23 protein-coding genes and 1 pseudogene are annotated in these 24,956 nt (G+C 61.7%); 15 read left to right on the top strand and 9 right to left on the bottom strand.

What is annotated here, in order from left to right; genetic code table 11:
• Positions 1-136: 136 nt before the first annotated feature.
• From AC07SU_RS00225 to AC07SU_RS00190, 8 genes are all read left to right on the top strand, one after another.
• A complete protein-coding gene (locus tag AC07SU_RS00225) occupies positions 137-898 on the top strand; it encodes a GntR family transcriptional regulator (protein ID WP_494995785.1) in 762 nt (253 codons plus the stop codon).
• Positions 895-2,616, top strand: coding sequence for a fumarate reductase/succinate dehydrogenase flavoprotein subunit (locus tag AC07SU_RS00220; RefSeq protein WP_494995784.1), 1,722 nt, complete (start codon positions 895-897; stop codon positions 2,614-2,616). Before AC07SU_RS00225 ends, AC07SU_RS00220 begins: the two co-directional genes overlap by 4 nt.
• Before the next feature lie 168 nt (positions 2,617-2,784).
• Positions 2,785-3,030, top strand: coding sequence for a 4Fe-4S dicluster domain-containing protein (locus AC07SU_RS00215; protein WP_028616162.1), 246 nt, complete (start codon positions 2,785-2,787; stop codon positions 3,028-3,030).
• Positions 3,031-3,149: 119 nt separating this feature from the next.
• A complete protein-coding gene (locus AC07SU_RS00210; protein WP_494995783.1) occupies positions 3,150-4,556 on the top strand; it encodes an ABC transporter substrate-binding protein in 1,407 nt (468 codons plus the stop codon).
• A gap of 13 nt (positions 4,557-4,569) precedes the next feature.
• On the top strand, positions 4,570-5,352 hold the full coding sequence (locus AC07SU_RS00205; protein WP_494995782.1) for an ABC transporter permease: 783 nt from the start codon (positions 4,570-4,572) through the stop codon (positions 5,350-5,352).
• Complete coding sequence (locus tag AC07SU_RS00200) at positions 5,352-6,182, top strand: ABC transporter ATP-binding protein (RefSeq protein ID WP_494995781.1); 831 nt, start codon at positions 5,352-5,354, stop codon at positions 6,180-6,182. The genes AC07SU_RS00205 and AC07SU_RS00200 overlap by 1 nt, the downstream gene beginning before the upstream one ends.
• Positions 6,179-7,123 (top strand): HEAT repeat domain-containing protein, encoded by a 945-nt coding sequence (locus AC07SU_RS00195; protein WP_494995780.1) that lies wholly within the window; start codon positions 6,179-6,181, stop codon positions 7,121-7,123. Before AC07SU_RS00200 ends, AC07SU_RS00195 begins: the two co-directional genes overlap by 4 nt.
• On the top strand, positions 7,120-7,404 hold the full coding sequence (locus tag AC07SU_RS00190; protein ID WP_494995779.1) for a DUF971 domain-containing protein: 285 nt from the start codon (positions 7,120-7,122) through the stop codon (positions 7,402-7,404). The genes AC07SU_RS00195 and AC07SU_RS00190 overlap by 4 nt, the downstream gene beginning before the upstream one ends.
• Here the strand turns inward: AC07SU_RS00190 and AC07SU_RS00185 are convergent.
• Positions 7,401-8,273, bottom strand: a complete 873-nt coding sequence (locus AC07SU_RS00185; protein ID WP_494995778.1) for a LysR family transcriptional regulator — start codon at positions 8,271-8,273, stop codon at positions 7,401-7,403. The two genes, AC07SU_RS00190 and AC07SU_RS00185, sit on opposite strands and share 4 nt — an antisense overlap.
• 178 nt (positions 8,274-8,451) lie before the next feature.
• On the opposite strand from AC07SU_RS00185, the pseudogene AC07SU_RS00180 reads away from it, so the two are divergent.
• From AC07SU_RS00180 to AC07SU_RS00170, 3 genes and pseudogenes are all read left to right on the top strand, one after another.
• A pseudogene (locus AC07SU_RS00180) lies at positions 8,452-9,360 on the top strand (HAMP domain-containing protein); the annotation flags it as partial.
• Positions 9,352-10,215 carry a methyl-accepting chemotaxis protein gene (locus AC07SU_RS00175; protein WP_494996012.1) on the top strand — a complete coding sequence of 288 codons (864 nt, stop codon included), beginning with the start codon at positions 9,352-9,354 and terminating at the stop codon, positions 10,213-10,215. The pseudogene AC07SU_RS00180 and the gene AC07SU_RS00175, both read left to right, overlap by 9 nt.
• Positions 10,216-10,218: 3 nt before the next feature.
• Positions 10,219-12,234: a putative bifunctional diguanylate cyclase/phosphodiesterase gene (locus tag AC07SU_RS00170; protein ID WP_494995777.1), complete on the top strand. Its 2,016-nt coding sequence runs from the start codon at positions 10,219-10,221 to the stop codon at positions 12,232-12,234.
• On the opposite strand, the gene AC07SU_RS00165 is transcribed toward AC07SU_RS00170, so the two are convergent.
• Positions 12,161-13,381: a multidrug effflux MFS transporter gene (locus tag AC07SU_RS00165; RefSeq protein ID WP_176996109.1), complete on the bottom strand. Its 1,221-nt coding sequence runs from the start codon at positions 13,379-13,381 to the stop codon at positions 12,161-12,163. The two genes, AC07SU_RS00170 and AC07SU_RS00165, sit on opposite strands and share 74 nt — an antisense overlap.
• Positions 13,382-13,515: 134 nt before the next feature.
• Here AC07SU_RS00165 and AC07SU_RS00160 point away from each other — a divergent pair, with 134 nt between their 5' ends.
• Positions 13,516-14,412, top strand: coding sequence for a LysR family transcriptional regulator (locus AC07SU_RS00160; protein ID WP_494995776.1), 897 nt, complete (start codon positions 13,516-13,518; stop codon positions 14,410-14,412).
• Here the strand turns inward: AC07SU_RS00160 and AC07SU_RS00155 are convergent.
• The 3 genes from AC07SU_RS00155 to AC07SU_RS00145 form a co-directional block, all read right to left on the bottom strand.
• Positions 14,389-15,585 carry an iron-containing alcohol dehydrogenase gene (locus AC07SU_RS00155; RefSeq protein WP_494995775.1) on the bottom strand — a complete coding sequence of 399 codons (1,197 nt, stop codon included), beginning with the start codon at positions 15,583-15,585 and terminating at the stop codon, positions 14,389-14,391. The two genes, AC07SU_RS00160 and AC07SU_RS00155, sit on opposite strands and share 24 nt — an antisense overlap.
• Before the next feature lie 19 nt (positions 15,586-15,604).
• Complete coding sequence (locus AC07SU_RS00150) at positions 15,605-17,089, bottom strand: APC family permease (protein ID WP_494995774.1); 1,485 nt, start codon at positions 17,087-17,089, stop codon at positions 15,605-15,607.
• 258 nt (positions 17,090-17,347) lie between these two features.
• A complete protein-coding gene (locus AC07SU_RS00145; protein ID WP_176996118.1) occupies positions 17,348-17,707 on the bottom strand; it encodes a winged helix-turn-helix transcriptional regulator in 360 nt (119 codons plus the stop codon).
• A gap of 105 nt (positions 17,708-17,812) precedes the next feature.
• Here AC07SU_RS00145 and AC07SU_RS00140 point away from each other — a divergent pair, with 105 nt between their 5' ends.
• Positions 17,813-18,562: an SDR family NAD(P)-dependent oxidoreductase gene (locus tag AC07SU_RS00140; protein WP_494996011.1), complete on the top strand. Its 750-nt coding sequence runs from the start codon at positions 17,813-17,815 to the stop codon at positions 18,560-18,562.
• Between the two features lie 170 nt (positions 18,563-18,732).
• On the opposite strand, the gene AC07SU_RS00135 is transcribed toward AC07SU_RS00140, so the two are convergent.
• A complete protein-coding gene (locus tag AC07SU_RS00135; RefSeq protein WP_494995773.1) occupies positions 18,733-19,296 on the bottom strand; it encodes an RrF2 family transcriptional regulator in 564 nt (187 codons plus the stop codon).
• Between the two features lie 250 nt (positions 19,297-19,546).
• Between AC07SU_RS00135 and AC07SU_RS00130 the strand changes: the two genes are divergently transcribed.
• Positions 19,547-20,749 (top strand): NAD(P)/FAD-dependent oxidoreductase, encoded by a 1,203-nt coding sequence (locus tag AC07SU_RS00130; RefSeq protein WP_494995772.1) that lies wholly within the window; start codon positions 19,547-19,549, stop codon positions 20,747-20,749.
• A gap of 55 nt (positions 20,750-20,804) precedes the next feature.
• Here AC07SU_RS00130 and AC07SU_RS00125 read toward each other — a convergent pair whose 3' ends face one another.
• The gene (locus AC07SU_RS00125; protein ID WP_494995771.1) at positions 20,805-21,407 is read right to left on the bottom strand and encodes a dTMP kinase; all 603 of its coding nucleotides are present in this window, start codon (positions 21,405-21,407) and stop codon (positions 20,805-20,807) included.
• 178 nt (positions 21,408-21,585) lie between these two features.
• On the opposite strand from AC07SU_RS00125, the gene AC07SU_RS00120 reads away from it, so the two are divergent.
• Positions 21,586-22,497, top strand: coding sequence for an enoyl-CoA hydratase-related protein (locus AC07SU_RS00120; RefSeq protein ID WP_494995770.1), 912 nt, complete (start codon positions 21,586-21,588; stop codon positions 22,495-22,497).
• A 59-nt stretch (positions 22,498-22,556) separates the two neighbouring features.
• Here AC07SU_RS00120 and AC07SU_RS00115 read toward each other — a convergent pair whose 3' ends face one another.
• Positions 22,557-23,876, bottom strand: coding sequence for an LLM class flavin-dependent oxidoreductase (locus AC07SU_RS00115; protein ID WP_494995769.1), 1,320 nt, complete (start codon positions 23,874-23,876; stop codon positions 22,557-22,559).
• Between the two features lie 23 nt (positions 23,877-23,899).
• A complete protein-coding gene (locus AC07SU_RS00110; RefSeq protein ID WP_494995768.1) occupies positions 23,900-24,856 on the bottom strand; it encodes an ABC transporter substrate-binding protein in 957 nt (318 codons plus the stop codon).
• Positions 24,857-24,956: the final 100 nt, after the last annotated feature.

Below are 24,956 nucleotides of genomic sequence, written 5' to 3'. Positions count from 1 at the left end.
CGTCAGAAGGCATTGCGGCCGATACCGGACATCAGCCAAAACAATAGAAGTTTAAGCTTATGCATAAACGGTATTTCCATGGCGATGCTTAGGCTTCTTAAGATCACGTCATAACTCGTTATGACAAGTGACCTTGATGAACGAACCCGCCGTTGCCTTATCCCCACTGTCCAGTATTCCCCTGCATGCGCAACTGCGTGATTTGTTGCGCAGCGGCATCCTGGATGGCCAATACGCCCCCAATACGCAAATGCCGTCCGAAGCCGAATTGGGCGCGCGCTTCAAGGTCAGTCGGATCACCGTGCGCCAGGCCTTGGGCGACCTGCAGAAAGAAGGGCTGATCTTCAAGATTCACGGCAAAGGCACCTTCGTGTCCAAACCCAAGGCCTACCAGAACGTCAGCACCCTGCAAGGCTTGGCGGAATCCATGACCGAACGCGGCTATGAAGTGATCAACCGCCTGCGCAGTTTTCGCTTTGTAGCAGCCGACAAGCACGTGGCCGAGCGCCTGGGCCTGGAGGAGGGCACCACGGTTGCGCAAATCAAGCGGGTGCGCCTGATCAACCGCGAGCCGGTGTCCCTGGAAATCACCTACCTCAACCAGGCATTGGGCGAACGCCTGGAAAAAGCCGACCTGGTCACCCGCGACATCTTCCTGATCCTGGAAAACGACTGCGGCCTGCAACTGGGCCATGCCGATGTCGCCATTGATGCGGTGCTGGCCGACAGCGACCTGACCCAGGCGCTGAATGTGGAGCCCGGTTCGCCGATCATGCACATCGAACGCCTGACCCACACCGCCGACGGCCAGCCCGTGGACTTCGAGCACCTGTACTACCGCGGCGATGCGTTCCAGTACCGCCTGCGCATCGACCGCGAGCGAGGAGCCCGCCCATGAGCCGCAAGACCCTGGAACTGGAATACGACATCGTGGTGATCGGCGGCGGCACGGCCGGCCCGATGGCGGCGATCAAGGCCAAGGAAGCCAACCGCGACCTGCGCGTGCTGCTGATCGACAAGGCCAACGTGAAGCGCAGCGGCGCGATCAGCATGGGCATGGATGGGCTGAACAACGCGATCATCCCGGGCCACTCAACGCCCGAGCAGTACACCAAGGAAATCACCATCGCCAACGACGGCATCGTCAACCAGGCCGCGGTGTATGCCTACGCCACCCACAGTTTTGAAACCATCGAGCAACTGGACCGCTGGGGCGTGAAGTTCGAGAAGGACGAGACGGGCGACTACGCAGTGAAGAAGGTCCACCACATGGGCGCCTATGTGCTGCCCATGCCCGAAGGCCATGACATCAAGAAAGTCCTGTACCGCCAGCTCAAGCGCGCACGGGTGAACATCACCAATCGCCTGGTGTGCACGCGCCTGCTGACCGACAGCGAAGGCGCGGTCAATGGGGTGATGGGCTTTGACTGCCGCACGGCGGACTTCCAGGTGATCAAGGCCAAGGCGGTGATCCTCTGCTGCGGCGCGGCCGGCCGCCTGGGCCTGCCGTCTTCGGGCTACCTGATGGGCACCTATGAAAACCCCACCAACGCCGGTGACGGCTACGCCATGGCCTACCACGCCGGGGCGGAGCTGGCGAACCTGGAATGTTTCCAGATCAACCCGCTGATCAAGGACTACAACGGCCCTGCCTGCGCCTACGTCACCGGCCCATTGGGCGGCTACACCGCCAACAACAAAGGTGAGCGCTTCATTGAGTGCGACTACTGGAGCGGCCAGATGATGTGGGAGTTCCACCAGGAGCTGGAAAGCGGCAACGGCCCGGTGTTCTTGAAGCTCGACCACCTGGCCGAGGAAACCATCCAGAACATCGAACAGATCCTGCACAGCAACGAGCGGCCCAGCCGAGGCCAGTTCCACGCTAACCGGGGCACGGATTACCGCAGCGACATGGTGGAAATGCACATTTCCGAGATCGGCTTTTGCAGCGGGCATTCGGCCTCCGGCGTGTGGGTCAACGAACGGGCGGAAACCTCGGTAAAAGGTCTGTATTCGGCGGGCGACATGGCGGCGGTGCCGCACAACTACATGCTCGGCGCGTTTACCTATGGCTGGTTCGCCGGCACCAATGCGGCGCAGTACGTGGCCGAGCGTGAGTTCAGTGCGGTCAGCGCCGAACAGGTCGCCGCCGAACAGGCCCGGGTGTATGCGCCGCTGGACCGCGAAACCGGGCTGCCACCGGCCCAGGTGGAATACAAGCTGCGTCGCTTCGTGAATGACTACCTGCAACCGCCCAAGGTCACCCGCAAGATGGAGATCGGCCTGCAGCGCTTTGGCGATATCCAGCGCGACCTGGACCAGATGAAGGCCCACAACCCTCACGAACTGATGCGCGCCATGGAAACCAGCGTGATCCGCGACTGCGCCGAAATGGCCGCTCGCGCCTCGCTGTACCGCGCCGAAAGCCGCTGGGGGCTGTACCACCACCGGGTCGATCACCCGCTGCGCAATGACGCCGACTGGTTTTGCCATTGCCACCTGAAAAAGGGCGAAAACGGGCAGATGGTCAGCTTCAAGAAGCCGGTAGAGCCCTACGTAATCCCCCTGGACGCCGACGAACTGCAAGCCTACGACCGCCTACGCGTCACCTTGTAGTGAGCGGGCTCGCCCCGCGCTGCGGTGTGTCAGGTAAAGGTGGGGCGCCTGGTACGCCGCGGCGCGGGGCAAGCCCGCTCACTACAGGACGGGGCGCGCGGCAGGTTTAGAGGCACAAGCATTGAAATAACGCATAGAGAGTGCCAAAGGCACCCAGGACACCGTGAAATGGCCTATCAGCCCCAGGAAATATTCTTTCGCTCCAACGCGCCGGTGACGATCGACGAAGACAAGTGCATCGCCGAAAAGGGCTGCACCGTGTGCGTCGACGTGTGCCCCATGGACCTGCTGGCAATCAACCCGGCCACGCAGAAGGCCTACATGGCCTTCGATGAGTGCTGGTACTGCATGCCCTGCGAGAAGGATTGCCCCACCGGCGCCGTCAAGGTCGAGATCCCGTACCTGCTGCGCTGAGTGTGTTGATTCAAAGCCATCCGCCTACACCGGACGCCCACGCTGCACCCCCTCGTTTCCCACCGTGCCCGATCACGGCGGAGACGATCCTATAACCATGATTCGAGGGGAAATACCCAATGTTCTTGCGCGCAACCGTTGCCAGCCTGGTGCTGGCCTCCCTGAGCCTGTCCGTGCAGGCCCAGACCATCCGGGTGGCCATCGGCACCCAGGACACCACCATCAACTGCGCCGCCGGCGGCCTGCTGATCCGCGAACTGGGGCTGCTGGACAAGTACTTGCCCCACGACGGCCAATATAAGGACGCCACCTACGATATCCAGTGGAAGAACTTCACCAGCGGTGCGCCACTGACCAATGAAATGGTCGCCGGCAAACTCGACTTCGGCGCCATGGCCGACTTCCCCGGGGCGTTCAACGGCGTGGCGTATGAAACGGCGGGCAAGCACAGCCTGTTTATCAGCGTGCTGTCGGGCAACATCAAGGGCAGCGGCAATGGCATCGTGGTGCCAGCGACGTCTTCGGCGCAGTCCCTGGCGGACCTTAAGGGCAAAACCATCTCCGTACCCTTCGCCTCCACGGCCCACGGCATGCTACTGCGTGCGGTTGCCGCCCAGGGCTGGGACCCGCTCAAAGACGTGAACATCATCGCCCAGGCGCCCGAAGTCGCCGGGTCGGCGTTGCAGGCTGACAAGATCGACGCTCATGCCGACTTTGTGCCGTTTGCCGAGTTGTTCCCCAACCGTGGTTTTGCCCGCAAGATCTACGACGGCTCGCAATCCAACACGCCGACGTTCCACGGTGCACTGGTGGACGAGAGTTACGCGCGCCAATACCCCGAAGTGGTGGTCGCCTACCTGCGTGCGAGTATCGAAGCCAATCAATTGCTCGCCGCAGAGCCTGAGAAGTACAGCGAGCTGATCGAAAAAGTCACCGGCGTGGAGGCCGAGGTCAACTACCTGTTCCACGGGCCGCTGGGCGTGCAAACCCGTGACCTCAGCTGGAAACCGGAATACCGCCAGGCCGTGGGTACGGCCATCGACACCCTCAAGCTGCTGAAAAAGGCCGACCGTGGCCTGGACCTCAACACCTTCATTGACGACCAATACATCCGTGCTGCCTTCAAGGCGTCGGGCCTGGATTATCAAGCGCAACTGGCCAACTACGCCCAGGCGCCGCTCAAGGCCAACGACGCGCTCACGGGCAAGCCCATCACCGACTGGAGCCACGTCGCGCAGATCTGGGTCAAGGGTGAGCCCAAGGTGCGCGACTACGCCTCGGCCGAAGCGGCGTTCAGCGCACTGGCCAGCTTGAAAAAAGACGGCAAGGCCGTGCGTGCGGTGTACGCCCAGGCCCAGGACAGCGGCATCAAGCTGCTGGCCAGCCAGGCCTGGTTTGCCAGTGATCGCCAGGGCAAGTTGAGTGCCTTCCTGCTCAAGGGCCAGGCGCAGCAATTTGCTGACGCCCAGGGCGGCCAGGTGTTTGACTTCACCCGTGCCGGCGCCCAAGCCGTCGCCGGTCGCTGACAGGAACATGTCCATGCCGACTGCTGCTTATCGCTGGTTGCCCCGGGCCAGCTCCTTGCTGGTGTGCCTGCTGTTCTGGCAACTCGCCGCCAGCCACCACTGGAACCTGTGGCTGGTGACCTTCGCCAATGTGCCCACGCCTGGCGCCGTACTGGAGGCGGCGCTGGCCCTGGTGGACTCGGGCAAGCTGGCCCGGCACCTGGGGGCCAGCCTGGGCCGGGTGTTTGAAGGTTACCTGGTGGCAGTGCTGGTGGGCGTCGGGCTGGGGATCGCCATTGGCCGCTGGAAGTGGGCCGAGGATGTCTTGCTGCCACCGCTGGAAGTGATCCGTCCGATTCCTGCAGTGGCGTGGATTCCCCTGGCGATCCTGATGTTCCCGTCGTCGGAACTGTCGATGGTGTTCATCACCTTCACCGGCGCGCTGTTTCCGATCCTGCTCAACACCGTGCATGGCGTTGAAGGGGTGGACCCTCGATTGATCGCCTCGGCGCGCAGCCTTGGGGCAGGGCGCGGCGCCATTTTGCGCGAAGTGATCGTGCCGGGCGCTGCGCCGAGCATCATCACTGGCCTGGCCATTGGCATGGGCACATCGTGGTTCTGCCTGGTGACGGCCGAGATGATCTCGGGGCAGTTCGGCATCGGTTACTACACCTGGGAGTCATACACCTTGCAAAACTATGCCGACATTGTGGTCGGCATGTTGTTGATCGGTGTACTGGGCATGGGCAGCAGTTGGCTGGTCAAGCGCCTGGGCGCGGCATTCACCCCTTGGCATCGCCTGCGAGGTAAAGCCTGATGGAAGGTCGTATAGCAATCAGCGGGTTGTCGATTGTGCTGGGCGAAAAAGCCCAAGCGTTCGAGGCGGTCAAGGAACTTGATTGCAGCATCGAGCCGGGCCAGTTCGTGTGCATCCTGGGGCCGTCGGGCTGCGGCAAGTCCACGTTGCTTGGCGCGCTGGCGGGCCACCTGGTGCCGAGCCAGGGCACCTTGCACATGGACGGGCAGGCGGTGTCCGGGCCGTCCCAGCAGCGTGGCATGGTGTTTCAGCAACACACGCTGTTCCCGTGGCGCAGCGTGCGTGAGAACGTCGCGTTCGGCCTGAAGATGCGCGGCGTCGGCAAGGCCGAGCGGTTGGCGGCGGCGGATGAAATCCTCTCGCTGGTGGGGCTGCAAGGCTTTGCCGAGCGCTGGCCGAATCAATTGTCGGGCGGCATGCAGCAACGGGTGGAAATCGCTCGGGTGCTGATCAATCGCCCGCGCCTGTTGCTGATGGATGAACCGTTTGGCGCGCTGGACGCGCTGACACGCATGAAGATGCAGGCCTTGTTGCTGGATATCTGGACGCAGATCCGCACCACTGTGGTGTTTGTCACCCATGACATTGATGAAGCGCTGTTCCTGGCCGACCGTATCCTGGTAATGAGCCCGCGCCCGGGCCGCATTATCGAAGACTTCGCCCTGGACTTCCCGCGCCCGCGCCACACCGGGCTGATGACCACCCCTGAATTTACCCACCTCAAGCGTCACTGCCTGGAACTGCTGCACCACGAAGAGGGACGCCAGTTACCCCGATTGAACCCGCTTGGGTTGCCCATTGATCATTCCATACCGCGATTTGCCATATGACCTATAACCCCGAAATAGAAGCCCTGCGCCCACGCCTGCAGGCATCGGACGCTGCCATGCGGCGCATTGCCCTGATCGACCTGGCCGACCTGGAAGAGCCCGACGGCCTGGCGTGGCTGGTGGACAGCCTGCGCCAGGACCCCGCCGTCGAGGTACGCGCCCAAGCGGCCGCCTTGCTGGAGGCCTGGGAAGAGGATGAGGTGGTGCAGGCACTGTGCGAGGCGCTGACCGATGCGGAACCTGCGGTGCGCGAGGCGGCCGCACAAAGCTTGAGCGTCTTGAAGACGCCCGAGGCAGGCACGCTGTTGTTGCCCTGGACCGAACACGCTGACGTGAGTGTGCGCACGGCGATCTTTCGTGCCTTGCGGGAGTTGCGCCTGGAAGCTGCCGCGCCCTCGGCATTGCGGGCGCTGGCGGACGCCGATGCGGGTATCCGCCGCGAAGCCGTGGGCGTACTCGGCTGGCTCAAGCACCTGCCCGCGCTGGAAGCGTTGGCCAGATTGGCCAGCAGCGACCCGGACACCGAAGTACGCCGCGCGGCCACCGGCGCCCTCGGCCTGGCCAGCGATGAGCATGTGTTGCCAGCGCTGTACCAGGCCCTGCTGGACCCAGCCTGGCAAGTGCGTGAAGAGGCGGCGACCACCTTGGGCAAAGTCGGCAGTCACAACGCCGGCGAGGCACTGGTTGCTGCATTGAGCGACGAATACTGGCAGGTGCGCTTGCGGGCCACCCGCAGCCTGGGGCGGTTGCGCTATGTGCCGGCCCTCGACGCACTCGTCCAGGCGTTGGGCCACAGCATCAGCAACCTGCGTAAGGAAGCGGCGTTGTCGTTGGGTGAGTTGGGCGATCGCAAGGCATTGAGTGCCCTGCGGGATGCGGCCGACGACGCCGACCCGGAAGTGCGCAAGGCCGTGCGGATCGCCCTGGCGCAACTGCAATGACCGCCGCACCCAGCGGGATTGGCAACGGCGCGGACGGGCGATTGCGCCTGGAATGGGCCGACCGCACCCAGTGGATCGAGCCTGCGCGATTGCGCCGTGAATGCCCGTGCTCGCAATGCCGGGCGTTCCGCTTGCGTGGCAGCCAGCCAAGGGTGTCGGATGCAGTGCGTGTGCTGCAGATTCACCCGCAGGGTTACGGCGTGCAGCTGGTGTTCAGCGACGGGCACGAGCGCGGCATCTATCCGTGGGCGTACCTGGCCGGCATGGGCAGCGACGCCTAGCGCAGCCGGCAGATACCGGCCTTGTCGATCAAGTGGTCGAGCACGGCCAGGGCGGCCATCGACAGGGATTTGCGGTTCGGGTACACCGCATAGAACCCCTCGGTGGGCAGGTAGTATTCCGGCAGCACGCGTATCAGGTCCTTTTGATCGAATTGGGTGGTCACGTTGTTCAACAGGGCAATTCCCAGGCCCTGGTGGGCCGCATTGATCAGGCCCAGCATCGAGTCCGAAGAAAACCGGCCACGAATCGGCACGCTGTGGGTTTCATCGCCACGCATCAGCGTCAGCAGGTTCTCGTGGGTCTTGCCCAGGTACTGCAAATGTTCGTGGCCCATCAAGTCATCCAGGGTGTGCGGCGTGCCTTGCCTGGCCAAGTAGTGCGTGCTGGCATATAAGCCCAGGGTCACGTCGCGCAACTTGTGTATGACATAACTGGTTTTTTCAGGTTTACCCACGCGCAGCAGCAGGTCGATACCTTCTTCGGTCAAGTTGGGTTCTATGTCGGAGACGATGAGCTCCAGTTCGATCACCGGGTACTTGTCGAGAAAGACCTGCAAGAAGTTAGTGTCAGAGTATTCAAAGAAACTGGTGGACACATGCACCCGAACTTTGCCACGGGGTTCGCCGTCCATGTGTTTGATGGAGTCTATCGCGGCATGAAGTGCGTCGATATTAGTGCAACTGTGCTGGTATAAGCGCTCGCCGGCTGCCGTGCAGCGCAGGGCCCGGGTGGAGCGAAACAACAGCGGCGTGCCCATCATTTGCTCCAGGCTGGCCAGGCGCCGGCCCAGGGTATTGGCGGGCATGTCCAGCTTTTTGCTGGCCAGCGCCAGGCTGCCGCTGCGCACGATTTGAACAAAGATAGCCACATCATCCAGCATAACGACCCTAGGCGCCCACATGAGCGAAATACGTATGACGCCAAGCAGTACGCTATAGCGGAATTAGTTGTGATTAGTGCTGTTTCGAGCGGCGCGATAGTACGGTTTGAATGACTAATAATAAATACCTAAATATGGATTTCACTCCTCCATATTTGGATTTTTCATGTTTCGTTTATTCTTTGTTCAGCCAATGATATTGTGCGATGGCATTTTGACTCATTGCCAAGTAACAGCCTGGTTATTTATCGAGCAAAGTGCTCCATTAAATTTAATCTGCCCCCAGACGCTATCGCACACCTGCGAGGCGTCGGCGTTTCTGCGCGCCGAGCAAGCGGGTGCAATGAGGTTGTTATATATGTCGCGTGGATTCGCCCTGGAACATCTGACTGTGCGCCGCAAGCTTGGCTTGGGGTTTGGTTTGCTTTTGGCATTCGCGGTGCTACTGGCACTGACCGGGTTGTACGCTTTGCGCAGCGACGGCCAATCGCTCAAGCGCATCAACCGGTTGGGCAACCTGTTCGACCAGACCGTGTTCTCCCGTGACGCCAACTTTGTGTATGCCCTGACCGCAGACGTCACCCAATTGACCCGACACGATGCCAGCCTTGGGCAGATGGAAAAGTTGCTCGCCGGGATCGTCGCCGATGTGCACGCCGGGCAGTGGCCCCAGGAAGACCTGGCCAAGATCCGGCGCTTGGATGACAAGCTGCGCGCCTACATGAAAGCCCATGACGCGGTGGAAGCCGGCGTCGACGTGGGCCCCACGGTACTCAAATTGAACGCCGCCCTGGCTACGCTGCAAGATGAAATCAACGTGCTCTACGACGTTGAAGCCGTGCGGGCCAAGCGGCGTGTCGAAGCGGTGGTGATCGTCCTCGGTTCGCTGACGCTGTTGGCCCTGCTGTTCGGCGGGTTGCTTGCCTGGCGCATCGGCCGGCAGATTGTGGCGCCACTGCAACAGACCCTCGAGGCGGCCGAGCGCATCGCCAATGGCGACCTGACCGTGGAACTGCACAGCGAGCGTGCCGACGAACTGGGCCAGTTGCTGCGTTCGATCAACCACATGAGCCACCGCCTGCGCGACGTAATGGCCCAGATCGGCAGCAGTTCCCATCGCCTGGCCGCATCCGCCAGCCAGTTTGCCGCGATCACCGTGCAAACCCGCGCCGGTATCCACAGCCAGAAAACCGAGACCGACCAGGTCGCCACCGCCATGACCGAAATGACCGCCACCGTGCTGGAAGTGGCGCGCAATTCCGAGCAGGCCGCCCAGGCTGCCAAGCAAGCCGACACCCAGGCCAGCAGCGCCTTGCAGGTGTCGCAGCAAGCGGTGGAGCAGATTGAAACCCTGGCCCGGGACGTGGGCATGTCGGCCGAGTCGATGACCCGCTTGTATAAAGAGAGCGAACGTATCGGTGGCGTGCTCGATGTGATCAAGACCGTGGCCGGGCAAACCAACCTGCTGGCGCTGAACGCGGCCATCGAAGCGGCAAGGGCAGGGGAGGCGGGCCGTGGTTTTGCCGTGGTCGCCGACGAGGTACGCAGCCTGGCCAAGCGCACCCAGCAATCCTCCGAAGAAATCGAGAGCCTGATTGCCGGGCTGCAACGCATTGCCGAAGAAAGCTCGCGACGCATGCAGGCCAGTGTGGTGCAGACCCAGTCCACGGTGATCGGCGTGCGCGACACTGGTGAGGCGCTGGCGACCATCACCCGGCAGGTGGCGGGTATCCAGCACATGAGCCTGTTGATCGCCACCGCAGCGGAAGAGCAGACCAGTGTGGCCGACACCATCCACCGCAGCGTCATGACCGTGCGCGAAGTGGCCGACCAATCGGCACAGGCCAGCGCGGAGATGGCCGACTCCAGTGTGGACTTGGCGCAGCTGGGCGGCGAACTGCAGAACCTGGTCAAGCGGTTCAAGGTGTAACCCATGACAGAGGCGCTCGAACACCGCAGCTGGCTGTTGCCCGACGATGCAACCGTGCGCAGGCATCGGCTGCGTGCCTTGTCCCGGTTGGGCAAGGTGTCCCTCAGTTTTGTGCTGATTCACTTGCTGGTGACCCTGTTGTTTACCGTCAGCGGTTACCGCTTCAAGGCGGCGGCCGATGACGCGCTGCTGGGCACGCGCCTGAGCGCCATTGTGCAGGCGCTGCCAGTGGTGATCGGCGATGACTACTTGGGCGAACTGCTGGGTCAAGGACCTTTCGATGAACCTCGCTACCAGGCGATGTTGCAGCGCCTGGACGGCTACGCCAAAAAAGCCGGGGTGGATTCCATCTACGTGCTCACCCAGCGCGAGGGCCACACGCTGTTCGTGATGGATTCGGCGAATGCCGCCGAGATCGCCAGCGGGCGCTACGGCCAACACCTGAGCCGCTATGACAGCGCGCCGCCGGAACTTGACCAGGTGTTTGCACAGCGCCGCAGCCAGTTTGTGGAATACAGCGACCAGTTCGGCGATTTTCGCTCGCTGTTCCTGCCCATCAGAGGCCCACACGGCAGCCAGTTGGTGCTGGGCGCGGACGTCAGCCTTGAGGCAATCAAGGCCGAACGCCGGGCGTGCCTGCTGCTGTTCCTCGGCATTGGCCTGACCACCTTTGTGCTGGGTTTGCTGGTGATTGCCAGCCGCGAGTTGCGCATCTCCGAGCTGGCGTTTGAAGACCCGCTGACCGGGCTGCCCAACCGCACGCGGTTCATCATGGACGTCAACCGGGCCATCGCCGCTGGCCATCGGCCGTTGTCGGGGCTGACCGTGGCGATTTTCGACATCTGCGACGTCAAGCGCATCAATGCGCTCTACGGCTACGGCGATGGCAACCTGCTGCTGCAAGGCGTGGCAAGACGGCTGGCGGCGGTGCTGGGGGAGGGGGAGTTGCTGGCACGGCTGCCGTCGGACGGCTTTGCCTTGCTGCTGCGCTGCGACCAGGACATCTGCCTGGCGCGGCTGGCACGCACCTTGGACAAACCGTTCAGGCTTGGCGGCCAGCACGCGGTGATGGTCAAGGCGCGCCTGGGGTTAGCCCGCTACCCGATCCACGGGCGCAGTGTGCAGGACTTGTTGTGTTACGCCGAGGTGGCGCTCGATGCCGCCCGCAACCAAGCGGTGAGCCATGTGTTCTATGACCCGGAGCTGGAACAACGGCGTTTGCAGTCGATGGCGTTGCTGGACGATTTCGACCAGGCCATTGAAGCCGGTGAGTTGCGCGTGTTCCTGCAGCCCAAGGCGCGGTTGAGCGATGGCCATATCGGTGCAGCAGAAGCGTTGGTGCGCTGGGAACACCCGCGCCTGGGCCTGATTACACCGGGGGTATTCCTGCCGATCATCGAGGACAACGGTCGGATCTGCGCCCTGAGCCTGTGGCTGCTGCGCGAGTGCATGCAGTTGAGCCGGGCGTGTGACCTGCGCATCAGCGTCAATTTGAGCGTGCAGGATTTGGAGTCTCCCACCTTCCCGACCCAAGTCGAGGCCTTACTGGCACAGACCGGCGCCGATGCGGCGCAGTTGTGCCTGGAGATCACCGAGTCCAGTGCCATGCGCAACCCTGAGCAAGCGCTGGTGACGCTGACCCAGTTGCGCCAGTTGGGGTTCTCGCTGGCGATTGACGACTTTGGCACCGGCTATTCATCGCTGGCCTACCTGTCGCGGCTACCGGTGGACGAGTTGAAGATCGACCGCTCGTTCATCACCCAGTTGCACCAGCCCGAGCAACAGGAAATCGTGCGGGCCATTATTCAACTGGGCTTGATCATGAACCTGCGGCTGGTGGCCGAAGGGGTCGAAGACCGGCAGGTGTGCACGCTGTTGGCCAGCTTCGGTTGCCATGAAGTCCAGGGTTACGTAATCGCCCGGCCCATGCCGGCCCAGGTGTTTCTCACTTGGCTGGCGGTACGTGCGGGGCATTGGACGCCAGATGCGCTGGCAGACGGCGCAAGGTCCACAGCGTAACCAGCATCGCCGCGAGGGCACACAGCGCAATCCCCACCACCATCGGCGCCGGGGTGTGGTCGGCAAACACGCCGACCAGCGTCATGGACGCGGCCGCGGTGATCATCTGGATCGCGCCAAGCAGGGCCGATGCCGAACCGGCCACGGCACCGTGATCTTCCAGGGACAACACACCGGCCGCCGGCAACAGCAGGCCGAGAAAACCGAAGCCGATAAACAGCAGGGTCATCATCACGGCCAGGCTGTTGCCCCACACCAGGGTGACAGCCAACACCGCCATCACCGCCGCCACGGCCATCACCGAGCTGCGGATCACCCGCGCCAGGCCAAAGCGCGCACTCAGACGCGCCGTGAGTTGGCTCATGGCAAAGAACGACGCGGCGTTGAGGGCGAAGCACAGGCTGAACTGGGTGGGCGTGAGGCCGTAGTATTCGATGTACACGAACGGCGCACTGCCGATGAACACAAAGAAAGTGGCCAGGCCAAACCCGCTGACTACCGCCAGCCCGATAAACACCGGGTCGCGCAGCAAGGCGCCGTAGCTGCCGATGGCCGTGCCGAGGGTCTTGCCCAGGCGCCGCTCGGCCGGATGGGTTTCGGGCAACTGCACGGCGGTCATGACCAAACACAGCACCGCCACCACAGCCAGTGCCACAAACACTTCACGCCAACTCCACAGCGAAATCACCACACTGCCGGCCAACGGCGCGAGGATCGGAGACACGCTCATTACCAGCATCAACAACGCCATGAGGCGCGCGGCTTCATGGCCGGTGTACAGGTCGCGCACAATCGCCCGGGGAATCACCATCCCGGCACACGCGCCGAAGGCCTGCAGGGCGCGGAAACCGATCAGCACTTCAATGTTGGGTGCCAATGCGCAGCCGACACTGGCCACGGCAAAAATCACCAGCCCCGCATAAATCGGCAGCTTGCGCCCGAACACATCACTGATCGGCCCGTAGAACAATTGGCACACGCCAATGACCATGAAGAACACGGTAAGGCTCATCTGCACAGCGGCCGGCGAAGCCTGCAGGCTGGCGCCCAGGGTGGGCAGGGCGGGGAGGTAGCTGTCGATGGCGAAGGGGCCGATGGCGGTGATCAACCCCAGGAGCAGGGCGAGGTGGGCGATGCTTCGAGACATGGGATATCCGGGGCAGGGCGACAAAAAAGAGTGCCAGCTTAGGGGGCGTACCGGGTGCATACAAGCGCCATTGACGTGGGTGCGCCCCTGACGTTGAATGGGCCCCTTCATTTGCCGCCAGCCGGGACATTGCAGTGCTCAGAAACGTGACGGACATGGATCTGCGGCTGCTGCGCATTTTTGCCGTGGTGGTCCGATGCGGCGGGTTCACGGCGGCCCAGGCCGAACTGAACATGAGCCAGTCGAACATCAGCACGCATATTTCCGGGCTGGAAAAGCGCCTGGGTTATCGGATTTGCGAGCGTGGCAAGGGTGGGTTCCGCCTGACGGAAAAAGGCCAACGCATCCTCAAGGCGTCAACCGCCTTGTTCGGTGCGGTGGATGCGTTTCGTGACGAGGCCCAAGACTTGGCCGGGCGCCTGGTGGGAGACCTGTACCTGGGTTTGGCCGATAATATCGCCACTTTGCCCACGGCGCGCATCGATGCGGCCATCGCGCGCTTTTACCAGCGCGAGCACGACATGCACCTGCATATTTTCGTCAACTCGCCCACGGAGCTGGAACTGGCGGTGATCGATGGGCAGTTGGACATGGCCATCTCCTACTTCAGTCGGCCGCTGCCCACCTTGGCCTATCAACCGCTGTATAGCGAAGCCATCGGGATCTTCTGTGGGAGCAAGCACCCGCTGTTCAGCGTCGCGGCCCCCAGCCTTGAACAGTTGGAGGCGTGTGACTGGATCAAGCACGGTTTTCTGCCCGCCGAACAGGTGCTGCCGGTGGTGCCCAAGCGCGCGTCCGCCACCGCGTACCATATGGAAGCCGTGGCTCATGGCGTGATGGCCGGGACACACCTGGGTTACCTGCCAGCCCATTACGCCGCCCCGTGGATCGCCAGTGGGCATATGCGTGCGCTGCACCCCGATACCCTGCATTACGCTGTGCAACACAGCATGATCACCCACGTGGGGCACCCGCAAAGCGAGGCCGTGCGGGCGTTTATCGAGGATTTACTGCAGGAACACCGCGGGTAGTTCGCCGTAGACCGCGTGGCGATAGACCTGGCTGTAGGCCTGCGCATCGAGAGGACGGGCATTGGTGTCCGAGGACGAAGTGTCTGCCAGGGCTTGTGCACCGACCCACTCGGCGACGTCGGCGTCCAGGCCGATTTCGCCCAATGTATGGGGAATGCCCAGGCGTTTGCGCAAGTCCAGCACCCATGCCACGAAGCCTTCGAAATCAGGCTGCGGCAACTCCAGGTAACGGGCCAGTCGGGCGATGTCGGTGCTGATGGCCTCGCGGTTGGCGACCAGCACGTAAGGCAGCAGGATCGCATTCAACAGACCATGGTGCTTATGAAACCGCGCGCCGAGCGGGTGGGCGAGGGCATGCACGCCGCCCAGGCCTTTCTGGAAGGCCACGGCAGCCATGGCGGATGCCACCAGCATGCCTTCGCGTGCAACCAGGTCTTGGCCATCGGCATGGGCCGCGAGCAGGTGCTGTTGCACCAGGCGCACGCCTTCGACGGCAACACCGGACGACATCGGGTGGTACAGCGGCGAGCAAAAGGCCTCGATGTGGTGAGTGAGGGCGTCCATCCCGGTGGCGGCCGTGAGTGCCGGCGGCAGGCCACGGGTGAGCACCGGGTCGAGGATGACGGTGGCTGGCAACAACTCGGGATGGCTGATCACCTGTTTGATGGTGTGCTCGCTCAAGGTCAGCACGGCTTCGCGGCCCAGTTCAGAGCCGGTGCCGGCGGTGGTAGGCAGTGCGATCAGCCTGGGCAGGCCAAGCCGGGGAAAGTCCGCCAGGCTTGGGTAGCGGCTGACCACCTGGGACCATTCGAAACGCTCCAGGCCATGGCGGTCGACGGCGGCCAGGCTGATGCCCTTGGCTGCGTCCATGGCACTGCCGCCACCCAGGGCGATCAACGAGTCATGGCCACCGGCCTGGAAGGCTGAGACGCCTCGGGCCGCGTCGCACATCGTTGGGTTGCTGTGGATGTCACTGAAGACCGCAAAGGGAATGTCCGCCTGACTCAACTGAGCCTTGAGCAGCGCCAGTGGTTCCAGGGCCAGCATGCCAGGGTCGGTGACCAGCAGGGGGTTGCGCATGTCCAGCAACTGGCAGCGTTGTACCAGGACCTCCAGTGCGCCAGGGCCGCAGAAGATGTCCGTGGGGTAATTCCAATAATGAAGGGTAAGCATCTGAAGCTCCGAGTCCAAGTTAATGTGTGCGCAGCGCAGGGCTGGCAAGGCGTTGATTGGGCTTGGCCCAGAACAGATAGATCACGCCCAGCACCGCGAGTACCGAAAACACCAGGATCACTGCCCAGACCTGGAACCACGGCGCATCGGGCGGCGCCAACGCTGCCCGGGGCCAGGCGACGTTGATGCTTTCGAACACCAGCCAGATAAACGCTGCGACGTTGACCGGCATGCCCCAGCGACCGAGGCTGAAGGTGCCTGGTTCGGCTTTCCAGGTGCCGTTGAGGCGGGCGAGCAGGGCGCAGCTCACCACGATCAGGAAGACAAAGAAGAAGCCGCCACTGCCGAACGCGATCAAGGTACCGACGGCGGTGGCATTCAAGCCCAGGGCCAGGCCGAAGCTGGCAAACAACGTGCTGAACACCATGGCGGCGAAGGGCACCTTGCGTGCGTCAACCCGGCGCAACAGCGCCGACCCCGGCAGGATTTCATCCCGGGCCATGCCGAACACGGCGCGACCGATATAGGTTTGAACCGACACCACACAGGCGATAAAAGCCACCAGCACCACCGCCACGAAGGGACGTTCGGCCCAGGCACCGAAGGCATCGACCACGGCCGGTGTGACAGGGTCGATGACCTGGCCGGACACCATCGCGGCGGTGTTGGTGTAGGACAGCGTCACGGCAAAGGCGGTGAGCATGACGGTCAGGCCCACCAGGATCATCGAACGCAGGATCGCACGTGGTGTCGAGGTGCGGGCATCGGCGGTCTCTTCGGAGACTTGGGAGCAGGCGTCAAACCCCAGGAACGCCCAACCGCCCACGGCCATGGCCGTCAGGAAACCAGACACGTAGGAGCCCTCGCTTGCCGGACCAGACGTGATGCCTTCCAGCAACAAAGAAAACGAATGGTTGCGAAAGAACAACAGCAACAGCACGCCAATGCCAATTGAAGCGATGGCCTCGGCGACGATCCCGGCATTGACGAAGTACTTGAGCGGGTTGATCCCGAACAGGTTCACGCCGAGGCCGACCAACAGCAAAATCGCACCGCAGAACACCTGGGCATTGGCCGAAGGCGGCTCGCCGGTAAAGAACAACCACAACCAGAAACCACCCAGGTAGGCCACCGTGGTCAGGGACGCCAGCGCAGACGCCAAGTACATGAACCCGGTGAACCAGGCCCAACGATCACCTGCCAGGCGCTTGACCCACTGGTAGCAACCGCCTGCGAGGGGATATTGCGAAGCAAGCTCGGCATACACCAACGCCACCAACAGTTGCAGGGCCAGGCACAGCGGCACGATCCAGACCCAGGCAGGGCCGGCATTCATCGCGCCCAGGGACATCACAGAATAGATGCCCACCACAGGGGAGACCGTGGCGAACCCCACGGAAAACGACGACCACAGCGAGAGCCCCCGATGCAGTTGCTGGTCATAGCCATGGCTGTGCAACAGGCGCTCATCGGCGTTTTGCCGTTCAGACAAATGAGAGGACATAGGTATTCCTTGGGTCGGCAGACACATTATTTTTAGGATCGCCCTTGTGATCAGGGCGTACCGACGACGCGTGCTCCATCACGGGGAGGAGTGAGGAGAGCTTAAAAGGCGCAAACATTTGGAAAAATCCATATGTTTGTAGGCTGACATCTAGAAAAAGTGATGTGTCGGATGTGAAGTTGATAGCGCCGTGGAGAGACACAGCCGTTAACTCAACTAAATAGTCATTTAGTTGAGTTGGCTATCAGGGCAGGGGATTCAAGACTGGGAGAGGGTGGCAGTACGTCGCTCAGCGATACGCTCAACGGTTTGCATATGCTCAGTACCCCATTGGCACAAAGCCCCCAGCGCCGTAGCCAGGGAATGCCCGAAAGGTGTCAGAGAATACTCGACCTTGGGCGGTATTTCCTGGAAATCCACGCGGGAGATGATCTCGTCGCGCTCCAATTCCTTGAGTTGCTGGATCAGCACTTTATCGGTCACGCCGCCAATCGCGCGTCGTAATTCACCATATCGATGAACATTTTGCGCCAGGTTGAACAGCACCAAGGGCTTCCATTTGCCGCCAATCACCGCCAGGGCGGCTTCGAGCCCGCAGTTAAATGAGTTGTTGGCCATGATCGAGAAGGCTCCACAGGGGGGTACTTACTAAAAGGTGCATACTATTCAAAAAAATAGCGCAGATCTACAGTTGGGCTTCAACCTTATTCTTTGGAGTTCACCATGGGCAGGCTCAACGGAAAAATCGCAGTCATCACCGGTGGCAACAGCGGCATCGGCCTGGCAACCGCCGTTCGTTTTGCGGCTGAAGGCGCCCAAGTCGTCATTGTAGGACGCCGGCAGGAAGAACTGGACAAAGCGCTGCAGCTGATCGGTCCTGAAGCCATCGCCATACAAGGCGACATTTCAAAACTGGACGACCTTGATCGCGTGTTCACTCAAGTCAAAGCCGCCAAGGGCCGGGTTGACGTGTTGTTCGCCAACGCCGGCCTGGGGGATTTCCAGCCAATCGGCGCGATCACGGAGGAATCGTTTGACCGTACGTTCGGGATCAACGTCAAGGGCACGCTGTTCACCGTACAAAAAGCCTTGCCACTGATGAGTGCCGGCAGCTCGGTGATCCTGACGGGATCGACCACAGGCACCATGGGCACACCGGCGTTCAGTGTGTACAGCGCGACAAAAGCGGCGCTGCGGAATTTCGCCAGAAGCTGGGCATTGGACCTCAAAGGCACGGGCATCCGCGTCAACGTGCTGTCGCCAGGTCCGATCTCGACGCCAGGCCTGGACCTCGCGCTTTCAGGCACAGGTCAGAAGGAAGCGATTATTGACGACATGACCGCGCAGGTTCCGTTGAACCGCATTGGCAAGCCGGAAGAAGTCGCAGCGGCCGCGTTGTTCCTGGCTTCGGATGAGAGCAGCTTCATGACGGGCAGTGAAATGTTTGTTGATGGTGGGTTTGCTCAGGTTTGAGGGAGATGGGGGTTTTGCCTGTTGAAATCTGACGGGCACTGCCTCTGATTACGCAATACGATATTACGCATAATGTATATTATGTTAAATTACGTATCTGACCCTAGCGGCCCCTATCTGTCCAATGTCACTAACTTTCGGTTGAAACATCGTCTTCATCTCCAACCTCATCAATCCGAAATATCAGTCACCTGAATCACTTGATCACCCGGAGTCTGCGCAACGCCCTTCTTCTCCCTGCGATCATTAATCCACCCCCCAACCTGAGCAGCAAACTCCGCTGGCGACTTACGCCCAACCTTCCTCGCAAGGTCAAGAATGGTCTGTTGGGCCAGCGCATCTTCCATACGCTTCTGCGCCGTCATCATGGCCGCATGGACTGAGCAGTGGCCGTCCAGCGCCCAAGCCGGTGGTGCGCCATCAAACAACGCGCAGCGCCCGCGAATTTCACGGCAATTGAAGATGAGTTTCTGGCCATCAATCGCGTTGACGATATCAAGCAGGCTGATTTCGTCAGACGGCCTGGACAGCTTGAAGCCGCCGCGCACGCCTTCGGTGGCCACGACCAGTTTGGCCTTGGCCAGTTTGGTGAAAATCTTCCCGAGGTAATCCAGGGGCACACCTTGCAACTCAGCAAGGTCGCGCACGCTGGCCTCTCGGCTTTCGCCGCCATCGCCCACCAGGAAAATCAGGCAATGAATGCCGTATTCGACGCCTGCGCTGTAAAGAGACATGCCAATCTCCGACTTAATTAGTCGCATAACCTAACAGAAAACCGTGGGGCAAGCCAGCTCTCCACGCGCTAGACCACCGCCATCCAGGCACCAAATTCCTATAGCGAGAGCCCCATTTTGTAAGGCTTTCGAGACTTTTCCCATACCGGTTAAAACGCAGCCTCGCAAAAAATAGCCTTGCGCCAATTAACTACGACAAATATAGTCGCCGTTATCAAGCCACCCATCACCTCACCCCCAAGGTAAAAAAATGAAGCAGCACATTCTGATTATTGGCGCGGGTTTCGGCGGCCTGTGGACGGCATTGAGCGCGACGCGCCTGTTCGACATCCATGACCGCAATGACGTCGACGTGACCGTGTTGGCCCCGCAGGCCGAGCTGCGCATCCGCCCGCGTTTTTACGAACCGGATGCCCACCAGCTGTTCGCGCCGATTGGCGAGCTGTTCGAGGCAGTAGGCGTGACCTTCATCAAAGGCGCGGCCGAGACCATCGACGTCGAACAAAAACACGTCGCCTACCTCGATGCCTCCGGCAATCGGCAGGTGCTCAACTACGACAAGCTGGTGCTGGCCACCGGCAGTCGGCTCGCGATGCCGGGTACACCGGGTGTGGCGCAGCACGCGTTTGATGTAGACCAGATCGAACAAGCCGTACGCCTGGAGAACCACCTCAAAGCCCTGGCAGACCGTCCCTACAGCAAAGGCCGTAACACCGTAGTCGTGGCTGGCGGCGGCTTCACCGGCATAGAAACAGCAACCGAAATGCCCGCACGTTTGCGTGCCATCCTGGGTGAAAACGCGGATGTTGAGGTGATCATCGTGGATCGTAGCGAAGCAATCGGCGCGTCGATGGGCGCCGAAATCGGCCGGTCGATCGCCGAGGCCAGCGAAGAGCTGGGCGTGAAATGGCAGTTGAAATCCTCGGTGGTCGCCGTCGATGAAAATGGCGTCACCCTGGACAATGGCCAGCATCTGGAAGCCAGTACCGTGATCTGGACCACCGGCGTGCGCGCCAGCTCGCTGACCGAACAGATCCCCGGTGAGCGGGATGCGCTCGGGCGCCTGCACGTGGACGCAAACCTCAAAGTCATCGGCCAACCCGATGTCTTCGCCACCGGCGATGTGGCTTACGCCGCCACCGATGCACTGGGCAACCACGCGTTGATGACCTGCCAGCACGCGATCATGCTGGGCCGTTACGCCGGCAACAATGTCGCCGCGCAGGTTCTGGGGGTGGATCCGACACCCTACAGCCAGCCCAAGTACGTGACCTGCCTGGACCTGGGCGGCTGGGGCGCGGTGTACACCGAGGGTTGGGATCGCCAGGTCAAGTTGACTCGCCAGGAAGGCAAATCGCTCAAGACCCAAATCAATACCGTGTGGATCTACCCACCGGCTGCCAACCGTGAAGCGGCGTGGGCAGCGGCGGATCCATTGATCCCGATTGCCTGACAGGCCTTTGACGAGAGTGGCCGGTACCCATCCCGGCTCACCTCTCAGCTAACAATCACCGCAACACGCCATGGATCTCAGCAACCACCTGCCTCGTCGCCTCCTCGATCGTCCCTTCATTACGGCATAAAACCCATCCATGCGCCGCAGCCGCTTGCTCGAATGCCGCGGTGCACGCGGCATGTTCTTGCAGCGAATGGATCACGGTACTGCCCAGCCCACGCCCGCGTGCGGCAGCCCTTGCCCACGAGATCTCGGGGGCAGTGACCACCCCGATATGCAGATCCGGCACTCGCACGTTTCGCTCAATGTTCAAGCGCAGGATCTCTTCCATTGGGACGCTGCGGCGAAAGGCGGCATCCGACGGATACCAGCGGTCAATCAAAACGATACTGCCTGCTGGCTGCCTGGGCAGCACGTGCCGGGAAATCCACGCACGACTATCCGCGAAGCGCTCGCACACCGCCCACTCCAAATCCCGACCCGGGTGCCTGGCGAGCGTGTTAACCAGGGCCATGGTTTCACTTCTATTGGGATCGTTATTTCGCTCGCACAGCCGGATCACCTTGTTGTCGTCAGCCCTCAGGGCTTTGGTAACGGCTTCCAACAGCGTGGTTTTACCCGTGCCCTTGGGCCCATCCAGAGAAATAAACATCATTAACCAACGATTGATAAAGGCATTGACGGACTCTAACCGAATTTCTGGAAAAGATACGGCACGCCCATTCCGTCCCGGAATAAACGTTAGTCCCGCTTGCGTACTACAGGCGCTTCATGGCGCCCTTTAGCTTGCCTGCTTCGACGCCAACCAACGCCCCGCCAACAAGGAACCCTCGATGCAACGACTATTCCGCACGATCCTCGTTTTCTCAGCACTGTCCCTGTCTGTAGGGTCTGCTTATGCGCAGTCGGTCGACACCACCAAGCCGCATTCCAGCGAAGTCACCCTGGTCGATATTCCCGTCAGCCCGTCCCACAAAATCACCGTCGAGCGTCGCGGCAAGATCGTCCTGATTGGTATCAACCGCCCCAACATCCAGAACAGGCTTGATCCGGAAGCGTATCTGGCCCTCGCCAAGGCCTATTACGATTACGACCATGACCCTTCGCTGCGCGCCGCGGTGTTGTTCGGATACGGCGATAACTTTTCCCAGGGCGTAGACGTTGAAGGCTTCAAAGCCGTCGCCAGCTCGGGTGGCGTCACACTCGGTGACGGGCTTATCGACCCGCTCGGCAAGAAGATGCCTTTGCTCACCAAACCCTTGATCGTGGCGGTGCACGGCGACACCTGGAACCTGGCGCATGAGCTGTTTCTGGTTGCCGACATACGGGTCGCCGCGAACAACACCGACTTCGGCCAGGACGAAAACACCCACGGTCGCTTCCCGGGTGGTGGCTCCACCGTTCGCTTCGTGCGCGAAGCCGGCTGGGGCAACGCCATGCGCTACATTTTGACGGGCGATCATTGGACGGCCCGTGAGGCTTATCGAATGGGCACGGTCCAGGAGATTCCCGATCCACAGTCAGCGCTCGACAAGGCGATCGAGATTGCAAACAAGATCGCCGCCAATGGACCCTTAGGGATCAAAGCCTCGCTGGTCACTGCGCACCGCGTCATAGACCCGGTGCAAGCTGAGGCGCTGTCCGGGTTGGATACGCAACGGGCAGCACTGTACAAGTCCGAGGATTTCCAGGAGGGTCGCAAGGCTGAGGCTGAAGGGAGAACGCCGGTCTATCAGGGCAAATAGAGGCTGAGCACGCTTCACATCAAGCTGCCTGCGGCCGGGCAGCTTGACGAGTCACACCTTCAGGCCCCAAACCTCTCAATCCCCAACCCCAAACTCTCGCGCAACGTCGTCCCTTCATACGCCCTGCGATACACCCCCCGCTCCTGCAGCAACGGTACAACCTCCCGGGTAAACCGCGTGAACTGCTCCGGGTGTCCGATGTAGATGTTGAACCCATCCACAGCCCGCGCTTCAAACCAGTCCGCCATTTTCTGCGCCACAGTATCCGCGCTGCCCACAAACGCCCCCGGGCGCAGTTGCCGGCCAAATTCCACGGCCTGGCGCAAGGTGAACCCCCTCTCCCGCGCCTGATCGGCAATGCGTTTGGCCGCGGTGAAGAAACTGCTGCGCGCCGCTTCCAGGCTTTCCTGGGGAAACGGCGCATCCAGGTCGTACTGCGTGAAATCGTGCCAGCCAAAATTACGCCCGAACTCCTTCAACGCCAGTTCAAAGCTATGGTCGGCTTGATGGTAGTGCTGCTCGATTTCCCGTGCGTGGGCGTCGGTGTCGCCCACGTAGACTTCAGCGCCGGGCATCACCAACAGTTGCTCGGGGTCACGACCGTGCTGCTCCGCCCTGCCCTTTACCTCTTTATAGAACGCCTGGCCCTGCTCGATGCTGGCGGCGTGGGTGAAAATCACGTCGGCCGTGGCGGCGCCCAGGTCGCGGCCTTGCTCGGAGTCGCCCGCCTGGAAGATCACCGGTTGGCCTTGGGGTGAGCGTTGGATGTTCAACGGGCCGACCACGGAAAAGTGCTCGCCCTTATGGTTCAGGCTGTGCAGTTTGCTCGGGTCGAGGAATTGGCCAGTGGCGCGGTCACGCACGAACGCATCGTCCTCGTAGGAGTGCCACAACCCCTGCACCACCTGCACGTGTTCGGCAGCGCGGCCATAGCGAGTGTCGTAGTCGTAGTGTTCGTCACGGCTGTAGTTGCCGGCGGTACCGGCATCGCCGCTGGTGACCACGTTCCAGCCGGCGCGGCCTTTGCTGATCAGGTCCAGGGAGGCCAGGCGTCGGGCCACGTTATACGGCGAGTTATAGGACGTGGTCAGGGTGCCGACCAACCCGATATGCCGTGTGCTTACGGCCAGCGCCGACAACAGCGTCAGCGGTTCCAGGCGATTGAGGTAATGGGACGGCGAACCGGGTGTGATGAACTGGCTGTCGACGATGAACACCAGGTCGAACAGCGCCGCCTCGGCCTGGCGGGCAATGTCGATGTACCAGTCGACGTTGACGCTGGCGTCGGCCGGCAATTGCGGGTCAAGCCACAGGTTGTGGCGACCTGGCCCGCCGCAGCCCATGGTCAAGGCGCCGAGTTTCAGTTGTCGTTTGCTCATGTCTGAGGGATTCCTTGAGGCGTTCAGGGCTGCTGTTGGGCGACGGCGGGTTGCAGGGATGCTGCGAAAGAGTCATCGAACAAGCTGGCTGCCGAGTACGACTTGACCAGGCCCTGGCCGGCGAAAAAGTCCACGGTCTTTTGCGCTTCCAGCGGCGACTCGGCCGTCACCGGTTCCACTGTGGTGCGCGCCCGCGCAAACCAGGCGCGGGCAATGTCGGCGTCCGCACGGGTGCGTTTGGCCCAGGCATCGGCATAGGCGTCGCCGTTGGCTGGGTTCTGGCGAGCCCACTCACGGGCTTTTTTCAGGCGCAGCAGAAAGTCGCTGATCGGTGCGCGTTTGGCGTCCACGGCTTTAGCGCTCGCGGCAATGTAGCTCTGGGCGGGAATCAAGCCTTCGGCGGTGGCCAACACGCGCGCGCCCTGCCGTTCCTGCTGTGTGACGTAGGGTTCCCACGTGGCAATTACGTCCACCGAACCGCCCTCCAGAGCATGGGACGCGTCCAGTGCACTGAGGTAGCGCAGTTCCAGCGAGTCCACCGGCACGTTAGCGTTGGCGAGCGCGGTCAGCAGCAATTGCTGGCTCCAGGAGCCTTTCCAGACGGCAGCGCGCTTGCCGGCGAGGTCCGCCAGGCTGTGAATTGATGAATCTTTCTTCACCAGGATGGCCACGCCATCGAGGTTCTGCCGGGTAATGCCAATCACCTTGATCGGCGCGCCCAGTGCGCCAAGAAACAACACCGGCGCATCGCCCAGCAAGCCGATATCCAGGCTGTTGGCGTTGAGCGCTTCGGCCACCGGCGAACCGGCGGTGAATTGCTTCCACTCAAGGGTGTACGGCAGGTCATCCAGCACCCCCGCCGCTTCCATCACGGCCTGGGCGTTGTAACTTTGGTCGCCCACCACCAGCGTTTGCGCGTTCGCGGCCAGGCACAGCAGTGCGGCGGTCAGCCCGGTCGCCAGTTTTGTCAGGTAACGCACGTTCGCTCCAGATGCCCTTTCGGGCACTTCAGGTCGATCCGCGTGCGCGGTCTCGGCATTGTTGTAGGGCGGTCACAATGACGGCCAAACCAGCGCCTGT

This window comes from Pseudomonas sp. GW821-FHT05H12 (assembly GCF_059419385.1).
Note: the sequence above shows the minus strand (reverse complement) of the source record. Positions and strands in the feature narration are given on the sequence as shown.